Annotated in this window: 15 protein-coding genes and 1 pseudogene; 5 read left to right on the top strand and 11 right to left on the bottom strand. The window is 70.9% G+C overall.

Annotation, left to right across the window (positions count from 1 at the left end):
- Positions 1 to 80: 80 nt before the first annotated feature.
- A complete protein-coding gene (locus ABD339_RS19445; RefSeq protein WP_344567649.1) occupies positions 81 to 1,235 on the top strand; it encodes a glycosyltransferase in 1,155 nt (384 codons plus the stop codon).
- A 114-nt stretch (positions 1,236 to 1,349) separates the two neighbouring features.
- Here the strand turns inward: ABD339_RS19445 and ABD339_RS19440 are convergent, their stop codons facing one another.
- Genes ABD339_RS19440 through ABD339_RS19430 form a run of 3 tightly spaced genes read right to left on the bottom strand, consistent with a single transcriptional unit; the run spans position 1,350 to position 2,502 of the window.
- A complete protein-coding gene (locus tag ABD339_RS19440) occupies positions 1,350 to 1,484 on the bottom strand; it encodes a hypothetical protein (RefSeq protein WP_344567648.1) in 135 nt (44 codons plus the stop codon).
- A gap of 5 nt (positions 1,485 to 1,489) precedes the next feature.
- Positions 1,490 to 2,269: a sigma factor-like helix-turn-helix DNA-binding protein gene (locus ABD339_RS19435; protein WP_344567647.1), complete on the bottom strand. Its 780-nt coding sequence runs from the start codon at positions 2,267 to 2,269 to the stop codon at positions 1,490 to 1,492.
- Positions 2,233 to 2,502, bottom strand: a complete 270-nt coding sequence (locus ABD339_RS19430; protein ID WP_344567646.1) for a hypothetical protein — start codon at positions 2,500 to 2,502, stop codon at positions 2,233 to 2,235. Before ABD339_RS19430 ends, ABD339_RS19435 begins: the two co-directional genes overlap by 37 nt.
- Before the next feature lie 167 nt (positions 2,503 to 2,669).
- Between ABD339_RS19430 and ABD339_RS19425 the strand changes: the two genes are divergently transcribed.
- Entirely contained in the window at positions 2,670 to 3,128 is a 459-nt protein-coding gene (locus tag ABD339_RS19425) for a carboxymuconolactone decarboxylase family protein (RefSeq protein WP_344567645.1), read from the top strand.
- A gap of 72 nt (positions 3,129 to 3,200) precedes the next feature.
- On the opposite strand, the pseudogene ABD339_RS19420 reads toward ABD339_RS19425, so the two are convergent.
- The 3 genes and pseudogenes from ABD339_RS19420 to ABD339_RS19410 form a co-directional block, all read right to left on the bottom strand.
- Positions 3,201 to 4,447 (bottom strand): annotated as a pseudogene (locus tag ABD339_RS19420) (Tn3 family transposase).
- Between the two features lie 44 nt (positions 4,448 to 4,491).
- On the bottom strand, positions 4,492 to 5,022 hold the full coding sequence (locus ABD339_RS19415) for a DUF4158 domain-containing protein (RefSeq protein ID WP_344567644.1): 531 nt from the start codon (positions 5,020 to 5,022) through the stop codon (positions 4,492 to 4,494).
- A gap of 157 nt (positions 5,023 to 5,179) precedes the next feature.
- Positions 5,180 to 6,610 (bottom strand): TerD family protein, encoded by a 1,431-nt coding sequence (locus ABD339_RS19410; protein WP_344567643.1) that lies wholly within the window; start codon positions 6,608 to 6,610, stop codon positions 5,180 to 5,182.
- 407 nt (positions 6,611 to 7,017) lie between these two features.
- On the opposite strand from ABD339_RS19410, the gene ABD339_RS19405 reads away from it, so the two are divergent.
- Complete coding sequence (locus ABD339_RS19405) at positions 7,018 to 7,659, top strand: DUF6643 family protein (RefSeq protein ID WP_344567642.1); 642 nt, start codon at positions 7,018 to 7,020, stop codon at positions 7,657 to 7,659.
- Positions 7,660 to 7,798: 139 nt separating this feature from the next.
- Here the strand turns inward: ABD339_RS19405 and ABD339_RS19400 are convergent, their stop codons facing one another.
- From ABD339_RS19400 to ABD339_RS19390, 3 genes are read right to left on the bottom strand one after another with little or no spacing between them, the layout of a single operon-like run.
- Entirely contained in the window at positions 7,799 to 8,188 is a 390-nt protein-coding gene (locus ABD339_RS19400) for a DUF779 domain-containing protein (RefSeq protein ID WP_344567641.1), read from the bottom strand.
- Positions 8,188 to 9,711, bottom strand: coding sequence for an acetaldehyde dehydrogenase ExaC (gene exaC, locus ABD339_RS19395; protein ID WP_344567640.1), 1,524 nt, complete (start codon positions 9,709 to 9,711; stop codon positions 8,188 to 8,190). Before exaC ends, ABD339_RS19400 begins: the two co-directional genes overlap by 1 nt.
- A gap of 58 nt (positions 9,712 to 9,769) precedes the next feature.
- Positions 9,770 to 11,110 carry a helix-turn-helix domain-containing protein gene (locus tag ABD339_RS19390; protein ID WP_344567639.1) on the bottom strand — a complete coding sequence of 447 codons (1,341 nt, stop codon included), beginning with the start codon at positions 11,108 to 11,110 and terminating at the stop codon, positions 9,770 to 9,772.
- A gap of 190 nt (positions 11,111 to 11,300) precedes the next feature.
- Between ABD339_RS19390 and ABD339_RS19385 the strand changes: the two genes are divergently transcribed.
- Entirely contained in the window at positions 11,301 to 13,712 is a 2,412-nt protein-coding gene (locus tag ABD339_RS19385) for a phosphoketolase family protein (protein WP_344567638.1), read from the top strand.
- Between the two features lie 43 nt (positions 13,713 to 13,755).
- On the opposite strand, the gene ABD339_RS19380 is transcribed toward ABD339_RS19385, so the two are convergent.
- Together ABD339_RS19380 and ABD339_RS19375 are read right to left on the bottom strand one after the other, a co-directional pair.
- Positions 13,756 to 15,141, bottom strand: coding sequence for a family 2B encapsulin nanocompartment shell protein (locus ABD339_RS19380; protein ID WP_344567637.1), 1,386 nt, complete (start codon positions 15,139 to 15,141; stop codon positions 13,756 to 13,758).
- A 61-nt stretch (positions 15,142 to 15,202) separates the two neighbouring features.
- Positions 15,203 to 16,627 (bottom strand): family 2B encapsulin nanocompartment shell protein, encoded by a 1,425-nt coding sequence (locus ABD339_RS19375; protein ID WP_344567636.1) that lies wholly within the window; start codon positions 16,625 to 16,627, stop codon positions 15,203 to 15,205.
- Positions 16,628 to 17,183: 556 nt separating this feature from the next.
- Here ABD339_RS19375 and ABD339_RS19370 point away from each other — a divergent pair.
- On the top strand, positions 17,184 to 17,786 hold the full coding sequence (locus ABD339_RS19370) for an Rv1733c family protein (RefSeq protein WP_344567635.1): 603 nt from the start codon (positions 17,184 to 17,186) through the stop codon (positions 17,784 to 17,786).
- Positions 17,787 to 17,806: the final 20 nt, after the last annotated feature.

Raw genomic sequence — 17,806 nt, 5'->3', positions numbered from 1 at the left:
CATACGGTGCGATGGGGCGGGCGCGCGGCCCCGACGCGGCGCGGTGCCGCCGGGACGCTCCGTACGGCAGACTGCCGCCGATGAGCGCGCTGACCTGGACCACCGTCGTTCCGCTCGCCTCGCTGGCCGCCTGGCTGTGGCTGCTGCTCGGGCAGGGCTTCTTCTGGCGTACGGATGTACGGCTGCCGCCGGGATCCGAGCGCGCTCCGGCCGACGGGGTGTGGCCGTCGGTGGCCGTGGTGGTGCCCGCGCGGGACGAGGCCGGGGTGCTGCCCGTCAGCCTGCCGTCTCTGCTGGGGCAGGACTATCCGGGCCGCCTGGAGGTCCTGCTGGTGGACGACGGTTCGACGGACGGCACCGGCACCCTGGCCCGGCAGCTGGCCGAACAGGTGCCGGACGGGCCGCAGTTGACCGTGCTCGCACCGGGCGATCCCGAACCGGGCTGGACGGGCAAGCTGTGGGCGGTCCGGCACGGCATCGAGCGGGCCCGCTCGGGCAGGGCCGAGCCGGACTTTCTGCTGCTGACGGACGCGGACATCGCCCACGCCCCCGGTACTGTGCGCCACCTGGTGTGCGCGGCGCTCGCCGCCGACCTGGACCTGGTCTCCCAGATGGCGCGGCTGCGGGTGACAACCGGCTGGGAGCGGATGATCGTGCCGGCGTTCGTCTACTTCTTCGCCATGCTCTTCCCGTTCCGCTGGGTCAACCGCCCCACGGGCAGGACGGCGGCGGCGGCGGGCGGATGCGCGCTGTTGCGTACGGGGGCCGTGGTGCGCGCTGAGCTTCCGGAGAGCATCAAGGACGCGGTGATCGATGATGTGACGCTGGGCCGCGCGGTCAAGCGGTCGGGCGGCCGGATCTGGCTGGGACTGGCCGACGGGATCTCCAGCGTGCGCCCGTACACGGGCCTGCGTCCGCTGTGGCGGATGGTGGCCCGCAGCGCCTATGCCCAGCTGCGCAACAATCCGCTGCTGCTGGTGGGCACGGTGCTGGGGCTGGCACTGGTGTTCCTGGTGCCGCCGGTGTGGTCGGCCGCGGGCTCGCCGGCGGGCGGAGCGGCGTGGCTGGTGATGACGCTGACATATGTGCCGATGCTGCGCTACTACCGCCAGCCGCTGTGGCTCGCACCCCTGCTGCCCGTCACGGCCACGCTGTATCTGGCGATGACGGTGGACTCGGCGGTCCGCCACCACCGGGGCGAGGGCGCGGCGTGGAAGGGGCGCACCTATTCGTGAGCCGGGGCTCTCCGGCTCACGAAGGCTCCGGGGACGGCCCTGTTCTCGTATTGCTACGGCCAGGTGGCGTGTAGTCCTGCGTGACGTTCGGGGCTGCGGCCCTGGACGGCCGCTTCAGCGTTGGATGTCGGCCATGAGGGTGTTGACGCGGTTCTCGTACTCGCGGCGGGCCTTTCGCTGTGCCGGAATGGCCGGGGTGCCGTCGAGGGGCCGGCAGCGGGCTAGGAGCTGGCGGTGGACCGTGGGCACGGCGCTCAGCAGCCCTGGCCGCGTCGTACGGTCACCCCGTGGTCGAGCGCGGCCCGCTCGGCGGGCTTTAGCTCGGTGGCGCGGAGGAAGTCGGCGACCTTGCCCGGCATGTCGAGGGTGACCGGCAGCTCCGGGGCCAGGCTGTCCTCGTCGGCGGCGGTGTGCTCGGGCATGAGGTCGGCGACGGCCGTGCGGATGGCGCCGCGGCTGACGCCGTGTTCGCGAGCGAGGGCTGCGATGGAGCGGCCCTCCAGGTACGGGGTTCGCACGGCGTCGGTCTTCCTGGCCGGGACGGCAGGGCGGCGCCCGCCCTTGCTGCCCTTGGCCTCGGCGGCCCGCAGTCCGTCGTACGTCAGCTCCCGCTGGAGGTCACGCTGGAGTTCGCCTGCGGCGAGGGTCTGCACCATGAACTTCACCGTGGACACCAGCTCGCCGGTGCGAGGGTGGCGGGCGGTGAGGTCCACCGCGGAGAACGCGCCGTCATGGATGCGCAGGGCGAGCCGGTCGGCGTGCAGGACGTCGAGGATGTGCCCGGTACCGCGCACGAGGCGGAACATCTCGCGTCGTTGTCGTCCGGCGCTCGCGGGCTGCTGGGCTGCTTGTACTTTCCTGCGGGCGCGGCTGGTGAGCGTCTTGGTCGCGTCGGCGGACGTGCCGAGAATGGTGCCGATCTCCGCGAAGGGCACGGCGAACACGTCGTGCAGCACGAACGCCAGCCGCTCGTCCGGGCGTAGCGAGTCGAGGACCGTCAGGAGCGCGAGGCCGACGCAGTCCCCGAGTGCCACGAGCTCTTCCGGAGCGGGAGTGTTCGTCGAGCGTCACGGTGAACTCGGGGCAGTTGGTCGTCCAAGGAGACTTCCGGGCGGGTACGGCCCGACCGCAGGACGTCGAGGCTGATGCGGCCGACCCCGGTGGTCAGCCGGCCGCCGAGGGTGTCGATGGTGTCGGTGTCCTGGCGGGAGAGACGCAGCCACGCCTCCTGGACCATGTCTTCCGCATCGGCGTGTGATACGAGCACGCGGTGGGCGACGGCTCGGAGCCGGTCGCGGTGTGCCTCGAAGGCATCGGCAATCGGATCCGTGGGATGGGTGCCGGGCGTGTTGTTACCTCTCTCGAAGCTGCTCCGTCATAGAGGTGACGGGCGCAAGCCCGGCAACGTAACCCGATGAAGGAGAGCACTCTCACATGGAGAACCGGCTCAAGAGCAAGAACACGAACAACGCCGATGTGTGGACCGCGGTCCAGCACCTCCACAAGGCGATCGGCGCCGGGGGCATCGACCCGAAGCTGCTCGCGCTGGTCCACCTGCGCGCCAGCCAGATCAACGGCTGCTCGGCATGCGTCTACGCCAGTGTCGCCGGGGGGAAGAAGGCCGGTGACACCGACGAGCGGCTGCACAACGTGGCGGCGTGGCGCGAGGCGCCGTTCTACACCGATGCGGAGCGCGCGGCACTGGCGCCGGCCGAGGCCGCCACCCGGCCGCAGGACGGTGCGGAGGGCGTCACCGACGAGATCTGGGAAGAGGTCAACGCCCATTTCACCGAGGAACGGATCGGCGCGATCAACCTGGAGATCGCGCTGACCAACTTCTTCAACCGGATCAACCGCACCATCGAGGAACCGGCCGGCCAGACCTGGGGCTGAGCCCAGCGTGGCTCTTACCCACTGACCGAGCAGTGGTGACTGAACTCGTCGGGAGATCGGGGCCCCAGCTCCTCACCCCGGGGCCGCAGCCGGTCTGCCCTCGGGGGTGCGCGGCCCGGGCACGGCGTCCCGGGCGGTCAGGTCCAGGTCGAGGCATCTGTTCATGTCCAGTTCGAACCGGCCGTAGGGGTTCACGTGGGTCCAGAACAGCGGGGAGAGCGCCCGCCGGTCGGCGTCGGTGAGGGTGTCGGCCCACTTCGGGTCGGCGAGAACCTGCTGCATCAGCAGCGTGTTGACGTGGACCAGGGCGGACTGGAGCAGGTGCAGGGCGAGCATGGACACCTCCTGGGACTCCTTGTCCTGTCCGGCCAGGTCGCCGTCCTTGCCGTAGAAGAGGTCCTTGTTCGCGGAGTTCCGGTTCTCCACGACCTGCGATCCCTCGTGGATCTCCTGCCGCAGCTCGGCGTCGGCCAGGTAGTCGCAGACGAACGCCGTCCGCACCGCCCGCCCGAGTTCCTCGATCGCCTGGGAGGTGGAGTCCTGGGGCCGCCGCGGGTGAAGCGGCGCAGGACCTGCTCGGCTTCGGCGGTGCCCAGGCGCAAGGCGGTGGTGTAGTTCACGATCTGGTCGTGCTGCTGGCGGATCAGGTCCCAGTTGATCGTCTTGGTGGACAGCACCAGCAGCAGGCGGCGCCGCAGCACGTCCTTGGACAGGTTCTCGCGGGTGGCCACCGAGGTGGACTCGGCGATGAAGTCGGTGCCGAACTCTGCGTACTTCAGGATGTCCAGCAGATCGATGGTGCCCCAGCGTCGCTCGATCTCGCCCTTGACGGCGACCAGGCTCTCGGGCTCCTCCTGCTTGCCTCGTGGCGAGACCCTGATCCACGGCTGGCCGTGCTTCTTGACGATCGCCACCCCCACCCGTGGTGCCTCCGCGAGGGCCTGCTCGAACCGGTCCAGTGACGTGCGGAGCCTGCGCTGGAGCGCGGTGATGAACTCGCCCGCGTCCTGCGGCTGGCCCTGGGCCGCATAGTGCACGTCACGGTTGTCCTCGAAGTCGGCGGGCAGGTCGTCCTCCGGGTTGCGCCACCGGTTCGCCCCCACGACCCAGATCTCCCGCCTGCGCAGCGCGTCCCGCAGCGCCACCAGGACACACAGCTCGTACGGGATCCGCTCGACACGGCCCTTGTCGTCCACCACCGCCGCCCGCCACTGATCGAGAACCACCCCCTGAAGCGGCACCGTCTCCGCCGGATCGAAGAACGCGCCCTCCTTCAGCGGCTGCTCCAGGTACCGCTTCAGCAGGTCGATCGCGTCCATCACCGGCCGGTAGGCGGTGTTGTCGCACTTCAGCTCCAGCGCCTTCAGCAGCGGCGCGAGCATCCGTCGCCAGTGCGCCGAGTAGGACGACGCAGCACCGTGCGGACCCGGGCCTTGCAGCGGGCCTCGTTCGCCGCGGCCTCCGCCGCGAGAGCCTTGAGCGTCTTCTCCCCGCCGACCACCGGGAAGATCACCCGCCGCACCGTGCCGGACGGCTCCACCGGGCACAACTCGGCGGCCAGCCACCCGGCCAGCCGCTCCTGGTCCTCCTCGGTGATCGCCCGGAACCCGTACGCCGCCCGGATCTCCTTGCGATCACGCTTGATCCGGTCACCCTGCCAGCCGTACGCCGCCCACGCCTCCGCCGGCACCTTCACCTGCTGGGCCACGTACTCCACCGCGGCGGCCGGAACCTCCCTGGCCGCCTCCGGGAACCGGGCCTCCACCTCGAAGAACTTCAGCAGCAGTGCGAACCCGAGCCGAGTCGCCCCCGACTTGTTCCGCACCTTCTTCATGTCGTCTTCGAGCAGCGTCCAGACCTCGATCAGGTCCTCCGGCTCCCAGTCCTGCCGCAACCGCCCTGCCCTCTCGCCGAGATCACCCCTTCAGCTCAACGAGACGGCCGACGAGGGGAAACGACAGCCCGGAACATCACCCAGCGTTACTCGCCACCTGGCCGTAGCTATACGAGAACAGGGACGGGACGAGGGAGGCGGCGGAGGTGACGCTCCGTCACTTGCGGCCGGGCGTCCACTGCATGCCCCAGCCGTACTCCTGATCGACGGTGCGCTGGGGACTGACCCCGCGACGGGGGACGAGGTAGCGGGCCTCGCGGCGCACCATCAGCTCGCCGTTGTCGTTGGTGATGAGCGCGAGAGCGCACACCGTGGAGGGGATGGTGCACTCGTCGAGGGAGAAATCGACGGGCGCCCCGTGCTGCGGCTGGAGAGTGACGGTGGCGTGCAGCCCGGCGAAACTGCGGGCGCCTTCGTAGATGGTGACGAAGATGAGGACCCGTCGCAGGTGCTCGACGTGGTCGAGGTTGATGGTGAGGTTCTCCCCGGTCTCCACGCCGCCGGTGCGGTCGTCGCCGTCGAGATGGATGTAGGGCGGGCGGGCCAGGGAGCCGAAGGAGTTGCCGAGTGCCTGGACAACACCCTTGCGTCCGTCGGCGAGTTCGTAGAGCGCGCACAGGTCGAGATCCGGGCCGGTGAGGGAGCCCATCGCGCGGCTGAGGCGGCCGGCGAGGCCCTTTTGCGGCTGGGCCTGCGTGGTCCAGTTGAGGTTGACGCGCATCGTGCCGGAGGTGCCGCCCTGCTTGGACAGGGAGACGGACGGGGCGTCCTTGGTGAGCGTGACCTTGCTCAGCCGCACGGGCTGTGACGGCGGGACGGACTGGGGCGGCTGGGCCGGCGGTGCGGACTGCGCGGAGCGGGAGTGGCTGGTGGGCTGCTGGGGGGCCCGCGGCGTGGGTCCGGGCGCCGAGGGAGCGGGGACGTCCGGCGGCTGCGGCACGGCGGGCGGGCCGGGCAGGTCGGGGGCCTGCGGCATGGTGGGCGGGTTCGGCAAGTCGGGCGAGTCGGGCAGGTTCAGGTGCAACGGGGTAGGGGAGGGCGGCGGCGCCGGGTCGTCGACGGTGATGCCGTAGTCGGTCGCCAGTCCCGCGAGCCCGCTGTCGTAGCCCTGGCCCACGGCACGGAACTTCCAGGCGCCCTGCCTGCGATACAGCTCGCCGAGCACGAAGGCGGTCTCGGTGGTGGGGGCCGGGTCGAAGCGGGCGATCTCCCGCCCGGGCGCGCCCTCCGGCGCGGCGGCGTCGAGTACGCGGATATTGAGGCCGGGCACCTGGCCGAAAGTGCCCCCGTCGGCGGAGGCGGCGACGACTATGCGGTCGATGTCGGGCTCGACGGCGCCGAGTTCGACGGTCAGCGCGTCGGTGCAGGCACCGCCGGGCGACTTCTTGCCCTCGTGGCGTACGGCGGTGGAGAGGTGCCGGGGCTGGTTGTAGAAGACGAAGTCGGCGTCGGAGCGGACCTTGCCGTCCTCGGACAGGAGGATCGCCGAGGCATCGACGTCGGGCACGCCGGGCCGGGATTCCCAGCTGAGTTCGAGCCGTACCGCCGTCGCCGGCACCGGGACATTGGCCCCCTTGTGCATCGTCATGCCACTCCCCCTCGGGCTCGCTTCGGTACCTATCGCCTTCCCCCAACCTATTGCACTCCTTCCCGGCCCATTAAGCCCCGTCACCGAGGTCTTCGGGGGGTCGAACAGACGGCTGGAGCCGGGGCGTTCTGGGGCACTCTCGGTGGGCTTATGCTTCTGTCAGCTTTTCCTCTCGCGCGCCCTCATCGGGACAGGCGGGAACAAGCCATGTCCGCGTGCCTGACCGGGCGTCACCTTGGTCGGCATGGGGGGTATTCGCCCTGTTGACACTCCCCCGTTCGCACCCGCTGCAACAGGGGCTGCCAAATGGGCGAAAACCAGCTTCCACCTGCACTGATATAGGTGGGACGGGCGTTCCTTCCGTACCTCTCTAGTGTCGATGCTAATTTTGGGCTTAACTTATGGGTATGACCTCCCCCCGCAGCTCTTATGGCGGCGGCTACTACGCTGCACCCTCCTATCCCGAGACGCCGATCTACGACATGCTGGTCGCCGAGCGGGGCACGCCGCAGATCGCTCCTATTCGGGTGCCTTCGGTGTACGACACCGGGGGTGCGGGAAATGCACTGGCCGCGCTGCCGCCCGCGCTGCCTTCCGGCCACGATCCTCGTCAGGCGTCCGCGTCTTCCTACGGCTACCAGGCGCCTGCTCCGCCGCAGCCTCAGATGCCGCAGCCCGCGCCGCTGCAGAGTGCCCCGGCCCCGATGATGCGGCAGGCCCCCGCCGCGCTGCCGCCCGGGCCGGGTGCGACGCAGCAGGCGCCCGCGCCGCTTCAGCACACCCCGGCGCCACATATTCCGCAGCAGGTGCCGCCCCGCGGATATCCGGGTCCGGGTGGTCCGGGTCCCATGCAGCAGCAGCCGGTACAGCATCAGTACCAGCAGCCTCAGCAATACCAGCAGCAGCCGGTACAGCATCAGCCGACGCAGCACATGCGACCGGTCTCGCCGATGGCGCCGGTGGCTCCGCGCCCGGCCCCGCCGCAGCAGATGCACGACCCTTACGAGGACCAGTACGGCGGCCACCAGTACCCGGGTCGCGGATACTGACCACCGGATCACCGGGGATCACAGCTCGGGGGATCAGGTCAACGTCCCGCGCGGACACCGCCGTTGGGGAGACGACGGTGCCCGCGAGGGCTATCGGGGCGCCGTCGAGGCGGTGGACAGCGCCCGCCGGGCTACGTGTTCACGCGTCCATCAGCCGCGATCTGATCAAGAAGCGCACCCCTTCGGGAGCCTCCAGGGAGAAGCCGCTCCCCCGGCCGGGAACCACGTCCACGGTCAGGTGGGTGTGGCTCCAGTGGGCGAACTGGCCCGCCGACATCCAAAACGGCACGGGGTCGGGCACGCCCTCGACGGACAGTTCACCCAGCAGCACATCGGAGGCGCCGGTGCGCAACTCGCCGCGCTGGTAACACATGGGACTGCTGCCGTCACAGCAGCCGCCGGACTGATGGAACATCAGCGGGCCGTGCTTGCCCGTCAGGGTGCGCAGCAGGGCCGCGGCCTCCTCGGTGAGGGCCACGCGCTCGGGCGCCGCGCCCTCGCTGGGCGCGCTGTGGGGGTGTTCGGTCATCAGAACAGGCCGAGCTTCTTGGGGGCATAGCTGACCAGGAGGTTCTTGGTCTGCTGGTAGTGGTCGAGCATCATCTGGTGGTTCTCGCGGCCGATACCGGACTGCTTGTATCCGCCGAAGGCCGCGTGCGCGGGATAGGTGTGGTAGCAGTTCGTCCACACCCGTCCTGCCTGGATGGCGCGCCCGGCGCGGTATGCCTGGGAGCCGTCCCTGGTCCAGACCCCGGCGCCGAGTCCGTAGAGGCTGTCGTTGGCGAGGTGGATGGCGTCGTCGAAGTCGGTGAAGCCGGTGACGGAGACGACGGGGCCGAAGATCTCCTCCTGGAAGACCCGCATCTGGTTGCCGCCCTCCAGGATCGTGGGGCGCACGTAGTAGCCGCCCTCCAGCTCACCGCCCAGTTCGGCCCTGACGCCACCGGTCAGGACCCGGGCACCCTCCTGCCGACCGATGTCGAGGTAGGAGAGGATCTTCTCCAGTTGGTCGTTGGACGCCTGGGCGCCGACCATGGTGCCGGTGTCCAGCGGGTGACCCTGGACGATGGCCTCGGTGCGTTCGATCCCGGCGTCCAGGAAGCTGCGGTAGTGGCTCTGCTGGATGAGGGCACGGGAGGGGCAGGTGCACACCTCGCCCTGGTTGAGGGCGAACATGGTGAAGCCCTCAAGTGCCTTGTCGTAGAAGTCGTCGCCGTCGTCGGAGACGTCCTCGAAGAAGATGTTGGGGCTCTTGCCGCCCAGCTCCAGGGTGACGGGCTTGAGGTTCTCCGAGGCGTACTGCATGATCAGCCGGCCCGTGGTGGTCTCCCCCGTGAAGGCGACCTTGGCGACCCGCGGGTTGCTCGCCAGCGGCTTGCCCGCCTCCGCGCCGAAGCCGTTGACGATGTTGATGACGCCGGGCGGCAGCAGGTCGGCGACCAGGCTCATCCAGTAGTGGATCGAGGCGGGGGTCTGCTCGGCGGGCTTGAGGACGACGGCGTTGCCCGCGGCGAGCGCGGGGGCCAGTTTCCAGGTGGCCATCAGGATCGGGAAGTTCCACGGGATGATCTGCGCGACGACGCCCAGCGGCTCGTGGAAGTGGTAGGCGACCGTGTCCTCGTCGAGCTGGGAGAGCGAGCCTTCCTGGGAGCGGATGGCGGCGGCGAAGTAGCGGAAATGGTCGATGGCCAGCGGGATGTCCGCGGCCAGCGTCTCGCGTACGGGCTTGCCGTTCTCCCAGCTCTCGGCGACGGCCAGCTCCTCCAGATGGTCCTCCATGCGCTGGGCGATCCGGTTGAGGACCTGGGAGCGCTCGGCCGGTGAGGTGCGTCCCCAGGGTCCGGCGGCATCGTGGGCCGCGTCGATGGCCCGTTCGACGTCCTCGGCACTCCCGCGGGCGATCTCGGTGAAGGGCTGCCCGGTGACCGGGGTGGGGTTCTCGAAGTAGCCGCCCTGCTTGGGGGCGACGTAGCAGCCGCCGATCCAGTGGTCGTAGCGCGACTGGTAGTCCATCAGTGCGCCTTCGGTGCCGGGTGCGGCGTAGCGGCTCATGCTGCCTCCCTTGCCTGGCCCCGCCGGCGGTCGGCGGGCGCGCGGTGTGGCGTGGAGGCTAATGCGGGGGACGTTGCGGATACGTTGCGCGCGTTGCCTGCGTAGCGTGCCGGGCGGGAACGGTGAACAGCCCGTAGGCGGCGCGCAGTTCCCGCACGCGCGCCGCTGTCACCGGGCCCGGGCGGGCGTGGTGCAGGGCCTCCCACACCTCCAGGTCGTCCTCGCCCCAGGCGGTGCACACCCAGCGCTCCAGCAGCGCGGGATCGGCGCGTGCCAGCAGGCCGCTGCGCAGCCGGTTCTCCAGCAGCCTGCGCAGCCGGACGATGCCGGGCGCCTCGGAACCGGGCAGCGGGGGCCCGGTGTAGACGGCGAGGGCCGCCTCGGGGTCGGCGGCCGTGAGCGCGTCGGTCACGGTGTCGCAGTCGGTGTGCGCGCGCCTGCGCAGGCGGTAGGGGCGCGATTCCAGCAGCGGCCCCAGCAGGTGGCGCAGCCGCGAGAGTTCGGCACGCAGGGTGACGGGGTTGACGTCGCGCTCGCCGTACAGCTCGCGGCCGAGTGCCTCGCCGGTGAGCCCGTCGGGGTGGGCGGCCAGCAGCAGGAGGATCTCGCTGTGCCGGCGGCCCAGCCGCAGCGGGATTCCGGTGGCGCGGGTGTAGGGGGTGTGCAGCAGCGCCTCCTCGCGGCCGAGGACATCGAGGGCGTAGCCGGCGCGTGGGATGCCGGCGGGAGTGGGCGGCGCCGCGCCCAGCTCGGCGAGGCGGGCCTCGGCGGCGCGGGCCGTGGCCTGGACGAGGGCGAGGCTGTGCGGGGAGGCGAGGTGGTCGCCGCCGGTGATATCGACGGCGCCGACGACGCGCCCGGTGTGCGGGTCCCGCACCGGGGCCGCCGCGCAGGTCCAGGACTGTACGGGCACGCAGTAGTGCTCGGCGGCGAAGATCTGTACGGCGTGGCCCACGGCGAGCGCGGTGCCCGGCGCGTTGGTGCCGCTGGCGCGCTCGTCCCAGCGGGCGCCGGGCACGAAGTTCATCCCCTCCGCGCGGTGGAGGACTTGGGGGTGGCCCTCGATCCAGAGCATGGTGCCGCGCTCGTCGCAGACGGACAGCAGATGGGCGCCGTCGTCGGCGATGGTGCCCAGCAGCTCGCGGAAGAGCGGCATCACCCGGGAGAGCGGATGAGTCGCGCGGCGTTCGGCGAGCCCGGCCTCGTCCATGTGGATGCGGGCCATGCTCTGGGGGCCCAGGCGGGCTCCGGCGCAGCGCCGCCAGGATTCGGCCACCACGTCGCGCACGGGTGCGCCGAGGGCGCCCGCGGTCACGAACCGTTCGTGGGCGCGGCGCAACTGCCCGGCCCGCTCGGCCGGGTCCGCGCCCGCTTCGAGTGCCAGCCATGGATTCCGCACCCCGTCATCGTGCAGCGGCGGCGAGTGGCAGACAACGCTCCCGGCAGGTTCTTACGGGATGCCGCATCGGTTCTTACGGGATGCCGGGGCGGGCCCGTAGGGAACACCGGGCGGGCGTGTACGGATACCGGGTCGGGCCCGTACGGAAAGCCGGGGTGTCGGGGCGCGGTCTGCCTGGTACCCATCGGGCATGCCGGAACACCAGCTCGAACATCAGCCCCTCCCCGAACATGAGGCCGCACAGCTGGACGCGCACTGGCGGGCCATGAACTACCTGTCGGCCTGCCAGCTCTATCTGCGGGCCAACCCGCTGCTCAGCGAGCCGCTGCGCCCCGAACACATCAAGCCGAGGCTGCTGGGCCACTGGGGCACCTGCCCCGGGCTCGGCTTGGTCTATACCCATCTCAACCGGCTGATCGGCCGGTACGGGCAGCGCACGATGGCCATCTGGGGTCCGGGACACGGGGCTCCGGCGGCACTGGCGGGTGCCTGGCTGGAGGGCAGCTATTCGGAGCTGACACCGGACGCGCCCCGGGACGCGGAGGGCATGCTGCGTCTCTTCCGGGACTTCTCCCAGCCCGGCGGGATCCCCAGCCATACGGCTCCCGATGTGCCCGGCTCGATCCAGGAGGGCGGTGAGCTGGGCTATTCCCTGGCACATGCCTACGGGGCCGCGTTCGACAACCCGGACCTGCTGGTGTGCGCGGTGGTCGGGGACGGGGAGGCCGAGACGGGCCCGCTGGCCGCCTCCTGGCATGCGAACATGTGGCTGGATCCCGTGCACGACGGGGCCGTCCTCCCGGTGCTGCACCTGAACGGATACAAGATCGCCAATCCGACGGTACTGGCCCGGATGCCCGAGGAGGAGCTGGCCTCGCTGCTGCGCGGTTACGGCTACGACCCGCTGTTCGTCACGGCCGGGCCGGACACGCCGCCGCTCACCGCGCACCGGGCGATGGCCGGGGCGTTCGACCACGCGCTGGTCCGCATCGGCGCCATCCAGGACAAGGCGCGCTCCGGCCCGCCGCTCACGGACGCCGCCTCGGGGGACCGTCCGCACTGGCCGATGGTGGTGCTGCGGACACCCAAGGGCTGGTCGGGTCCACGCGAGGTGGACGGGCAGCCGGTGGAGGGCACCTGGCGGGCGCATCAGGTGCCGCTGGCAGGCGTGAAGGAGGACCCGGAGCGGCTGCGGCAGCTGGAGCGGTGGCTGCGCTCCTACCGGCCGCAGGAGCTGTTCGACGGGGCGGGCCGGCCGCTCCCCGCCGTGCTGGAGTGCGTGCCCGAGGGTGAGCTGCGGCTCGGCTCGATGCCGGAGGCGAACGGCGGCCGGCTGCTGCGCCAGCTGCCGCTGCCGGAGCTGGAGCCGTACGCGGTGCCGGTGGAGCGGCCCGGCGCCGGTTCGCACGAGCCGACGCGAGTGCTGGGCGGGATGCTGGCGGAGCTGATGTCGGCGACCGAAGAGCGGCGGGATTTCCGCCTGTTCGGCCCGGACGAGACCGACTCCAACCACCTGGGCGGGGTCTTCGAGGCGACCGAACGGGGCTGGCAGGCCGGGCTCGAACCCACCGACGAGCACCTGGGCCGGCACGGCCGGGTGCTGGAGGTCCTCTCCGAGCACCTGTGCCAGGGCTGGCTGGAGGGCTACGTACTGACCGGCAGGAACGGGCTGTTCGCCTCCTACGAGGCGTTCGCCAACCTGGTCTCCAGCATGGCCGCGCAGCACATCAAGTGGGTCCACAGCGCCCGCGAGGTCCCCTGGCGGCGGCCCATCGCCGGGCTGAACTACCTGCTGACGTCGCACGCGTGGCGCCAGGACCACAACGGCTTCTCGCACCAGGATCCGGGCTTCATCGACCATGTGCTGAGCAAGAGCCCGGATGTGGTGCGTGTCTATCTGCCGCCGGACGCCAACACCCTGCTGTGCGTGGCCGACCATGTGCTGCGCACCCGGGACACCGTCAATGTGGTGGTGGCGGGCAAGCAGTCCTGCTTCGACTGGCTGGACCTGGAGCAGGCCCGCGCGCACTGCGCGCGGGGTCTGGGCGTGTGGGAGTGGGCCGGTACCGAGCGCACGGGCGCCGATCCGGACGTGGTGCTGGCGTGCGCGGGGGACGTGCCCACCCAGGAGACGCTGGCGGCGGCCTCCCTGCTGCGCGAGTGGCTGCCCGACGTGGCCGTGCGGGTGGTGAACGTGGTGGACATCTCCCGTATGACCCACCCCACCGAACACCCGCACGGGCTGTCCGACACCGAGTTCGACGCGGTCTTCACCCGGGACCGGCCGGTGATCTTCGCGTATCACGGCTATCCGTGGCTGGTGCACCGGCTGGCCTACCGGCGGGCCGTGCACGAACAGTTGGCGGTACGCGGGTACCGCGAACTCGGTTCGACGACGACGCCGTTCGACATGGTGGTGCGCAACAGGATGGACCGCTACAGCCTCGTCGAGGACGTCGTCGACCGCACTCCGGGGCTCGGCTCGCGGGCGGTGGGAGCGCGGCAGGCCGCCGCCGACATGCGCGAGCGGCACCACCGGTACGTCCACGAGCACGGTGTGGACATGCCGGAGGTCACCGGCTGGCGCTGGACCGGCCGGTGACCCCGGGCTGCTCCGCTGTGCTCCACGCCCCGCGTGGCGCGGGTCAGACCTCGACGTCCTCCAGGATGCCGAGCGCGTCGGGCACCAGGACGGCGGCGGAGAAGTAGGCGCTGACGAGGTAGGAGATCAGCGCCTTGTCGTCGATACCCATGAAGCGGACGTTGAGCGAGGGCTGGATCTCGTCGGGGATGCCGGTCTGGTGGAGCCCCACGACGCCCTGGTCCTCCTGTCCGGTGCGCATGGCGATCACCGAGCTGGTGCCGTCGGCGCGTACCGGGATCTTGTCGCAGGGCAGGAGCGGGATGCCGCGCCACGCTCGCGCTGCGGTGCCCTCGACCTCGACACGGTCGGGGTAGATGCCCCGCTTGCTGCACTCGCGGCCGATGGCGGCGATGGTGCGGGGGTGGGCGAGCAGGTAGCGGGTCTTGCGGCGGCGGGAGATCAGCTCGTCCATGTCGTCGGGTGTGGGCGGGCCCGTACGGGAGTGGATGCGCTGGCTGAGGTCGGCGTTGTGCAGCAGGCCGAACTCCCGGCTGTTGACCAGCTCGTGTTCCTGGCGCTCGCGCAGCGCCTCGATCGTCAGGCGCAGCTGCTCTTGCACCTGGTCCATCGGCTCGCTGTAGATGTCGGCGACCCGGCTGTGCACGCGCAGAACGGTCTGCGCGACGGCCAGTTCGTACTCGCGGGGGCTGCGCTCGTAGTCGACGAAGGTGCCCGGCAGCGCGTGCTCGCCGACATGGCCGGAGGCGAGGGCGATGTCGGCCTCGCCGCGCCGGTTCTGTCGGGGTACGGCGCGGGAGAGCACCTGGTCGAGGTGGCCGCGCAGGGCCGGCGAGCGCTCGGCGATCTCCTCGAAGCGCTGCGCGGGCAGGGCCAGCACAGTGCAGCGGGTGGTGGCCCGCAGGGTGTGCTGCCAGGCCCCGGGAGCGGGGGTGAGGATCTGGTCTCCGACGTGGTCGCCGCCGGCGAGGACGCCCAGGGTGATCTCGTCGTCGTACTGTCCGGCGGCGAGTTTGACGAGCCGTCCGTGAGCGATGAGCAGCAGTTCGGAGACCGGCTCGCCGCGAGTGGTGAGCACGTCGCCGGGCGCGTATTCGCGCTGGGTGAAGTTCTCGGCGAGGGTGCGCAGCGTCGCCTCGTCGTCCAGCCCGCGCAGCAGGGCGATCTCCCGCAGTTCGGCGGGGATGACGGCGACATCGGCGCCGGTGGAGACGAATTCGATCCGGCCGTCGCCCAGCGTGTGGGTCAGGCGCCGGTTGACGCGGTAGGTGCCGCCCTTGGTCTCGGTCCAGGGCAGCACGCGCAGCAGCCAGCGCGGGGAGATCCCCTGCATCTGCGGGGGCGTCTTGGTGGTGGTGGCGAGCTTGCGTGCCGCTGCGGTGGTGAGGGCGGAGGGAGCGGTCCCGAGTGCTTCGGGGTGCGTCGTCATCAGTTCCCTGTTCCTGGTGTTTCCGGTTGCCTGTTCTGGGGCCCTTTCGCGGCCTTTTCCCTCAGTGGCCGACCTCGACGTCCTCCAGAATTCCGAGCGCGTCCGGTACGAGTACGGCGGCCGAATAGTAGGCGCTCACCAGGTAGGACATGATCGCCTTTTCACTGATCCCCATGAAGCGCACGGACAGACCTGGGCTGTATTCGTCGGGGATTCCCGTCTGGTGCAGGCCGACGACGCCCTGTGCCTTCTCCCCGGTGCGCATGGCGAGCACGGAGGTGCTGCCCTGCGGGGTGACGGGGATCTTGTTGCAGGGGAGGATCGGCACGCCGCGCCAGGCGGGCACCGAGTGGCCCTGGTAGTCGATCGCCTGCGGGTAGATACCGCGGCTGCTGCATTCGCGGCCGATGGCGGAGATCGCCTTGGGGTGGGCGAGGATGACGCTGGGGTCCTTCCAGACGGTGGCCAGCAGGTCGTCCAGGTCATCGGGGGTGGGCGGTCCGGAGTGCGTGTGGATCCGCTGCTTCATGTCGGCGTTGTGGAGCAGGCCGACGTCGCTGTTGTTGACCAGCTCGTGTTCCTGGCGCTCGCGCAGGGCCTCGATGGTGAGCCGCAGCTGCTCCTCCATCTGGTTCATCGGGTGGTTGTAGAGGTCGGCGACGCGGGTGTGGACGCGCAGGACGGTCTGCGCGACGGCCAGTTCGTACTCGCGGGGGCTGAGGTCGTAGTCGACGAAGGTGCCGGGCAGCGCGTGCTCGCCGACGTGGCCGGAGGCCAGCTCGATGGCGGACTCGCCGTTCTCGGTGCGCCGGGCGGGGATCAGCGCGCGGGAGGCGGCGAGGTGGCCGCGGAGCGAGTCGGACTGGCTCAGGACACCGTCGAACGCCTCCCGGCTCAAGGTCAGCACGGTGCCGCTGGTCAGCGAGGTAAGGGTGTGGTCCCACAGGCCGGCCTCGCCGGTCAGCCGGTCGTCTCCGGCGAAGTCGCCGTCGGCCAGCACACCGAGGGTGATCTCGTCGTCGTACCTGCCGTGGGCTGTCCTGCGCAGCTTTCCGTGGGCGATCAGGACGAGCCGGTCGGCGGGGCGCCCGGCCTCCACGATGACCTCGCCGGGCCCGAAGTCGCGCTGTTCACACCGCGAGGCCAGGGACTCCAGGACTTCGCGGTCCTCGTAGCCGCGCAGCAGGGGCAGCTCGGACAGCTCCAGCGGGATGACGCGGACCTCCGAGCCGGTGGAGACGAATTCCACCCGGCCGTCGCCCAGGGTGTGGCTCAGTCGGCGGTTGACGCGGAACGTGCCGCCTGTCACCTGCACCCACGGCAGCACTTTCAGGAGCCACCGGGAAGTGATTCCCTGCATCTGCGGGGGTGTTTTCGTGGTGGTCGCGAGATTCCGCGCGGCGGCTGTCGCAAGGCTGAGCTGTGCCTGCTCGCCCGCTTCGGCCGCGCTGTCGCTCCCGGAATTCCGCTCCGCCGCAGTCGTCATCTGCCACCCCGCCCATCTCCGTGCCGGTCAGTTCGATTCACACGCTGCGGGCAAAAGCTAGTGAGACGTCTCGGCGACGGGCAATCGCTCAAAAGATGCCCCCGCCTCCCGAATGCACGGGCGTTTCACGGGTAGCGGGCCGATTCCCGCCCCCTCTCACCCACCCAGGGTGACGAAGACATCTTGACCATCACTGTCCGCGACAACCGGAAGCGGCTCGTCCCCACAGGACGCGTACGCGGTCCGCACAAAGTGCCCATGGGGCGCAGGAGCGCAGAAGAGGCGCACAACCTCCCGCGCGCGCCCCGCGTCCCCTATGAGGGATTCGCTCAGTAAACTCTGGGCACCACGAGGGGGATCGAAGCGGGCCCGCGGAAAGGAGCGTGCCGCCCGGCCCGCCCACGAGAGCCGCCCTGACCAGGTGGCCGCACCAGCCCCGGCACCCCGCACCCGGGGCGGGGCACGAAACGGTGATTTCGCTCTCTTCGGGCTTCTCTCGTGCATGTACCGCTGCCGGCGAGGTACGTACGGACGGGGAGACAGGGGGTGAGCGGTGATGCGATCGATCGTCGGCCTCTGGCGCTGGCGCGGGAACCCACTGTGCCGCCGCACCGACCGCGGTGAGGCATGGACCGCCCTGTGTGCCGCGCTGCTGATCGCCGCGGGTGCTCCGCTGCTCGGCTGGCTCGGCGCCGGAGCAGCACACCACGCCCTGCTGCGGACGGCCCACGAACAGCAGCGCGAGCGCCACCGCGTCTGGGCCACGGCGCAGCACGTCAGCGTCCGCCCGGCGCTCGACCCGGACCCGGAGACCGGCGCCCAGCGCAGCCGGCGCACACATGTGACGGCGCGCTGGACCGGCCCTGACGGGACGGTCCGCACCGGTACCGTCTCGGTCCACCGCGAGGTGAGCGCCGGCAGCCGCTTCCCGCTGTGGACCGACGGGCAGGGCCGCCTGACGGCCCGTCCGATGAGCGCGCGCACCGCCGCCTCGCACTCGCTGCTCGCGGGTCTGGCGGCAGGCGCCTTCACGGCAGGGGGCGTGGAGGCCGGGCGGCGGCTGGCGGTGCGCATGCTGATGCGACGCCGGTTCGCACGCTGGGACGAGGAGTGGCACCGCATCGGCCCCGACTGGGGGCGGGCCGGCACCAGCAACTGAGCCTCTCGTACGCGCTTCCC

Origin of the sequence: Streptomyces axinellae, assembly GCF_039532135.1 — a bacterium.
Lineage (GTDB): Bacteria > Actinomycetota > Actinomycetes > Streptomycetales > Streptomycetaceae > Streptomyces > Streptomyces axinellae.
The sequence above is the reverse complement of the archived record's forward strand: the minus strand, read 5'-3'. Positions and strand labels throughout refer to the sequence as shown.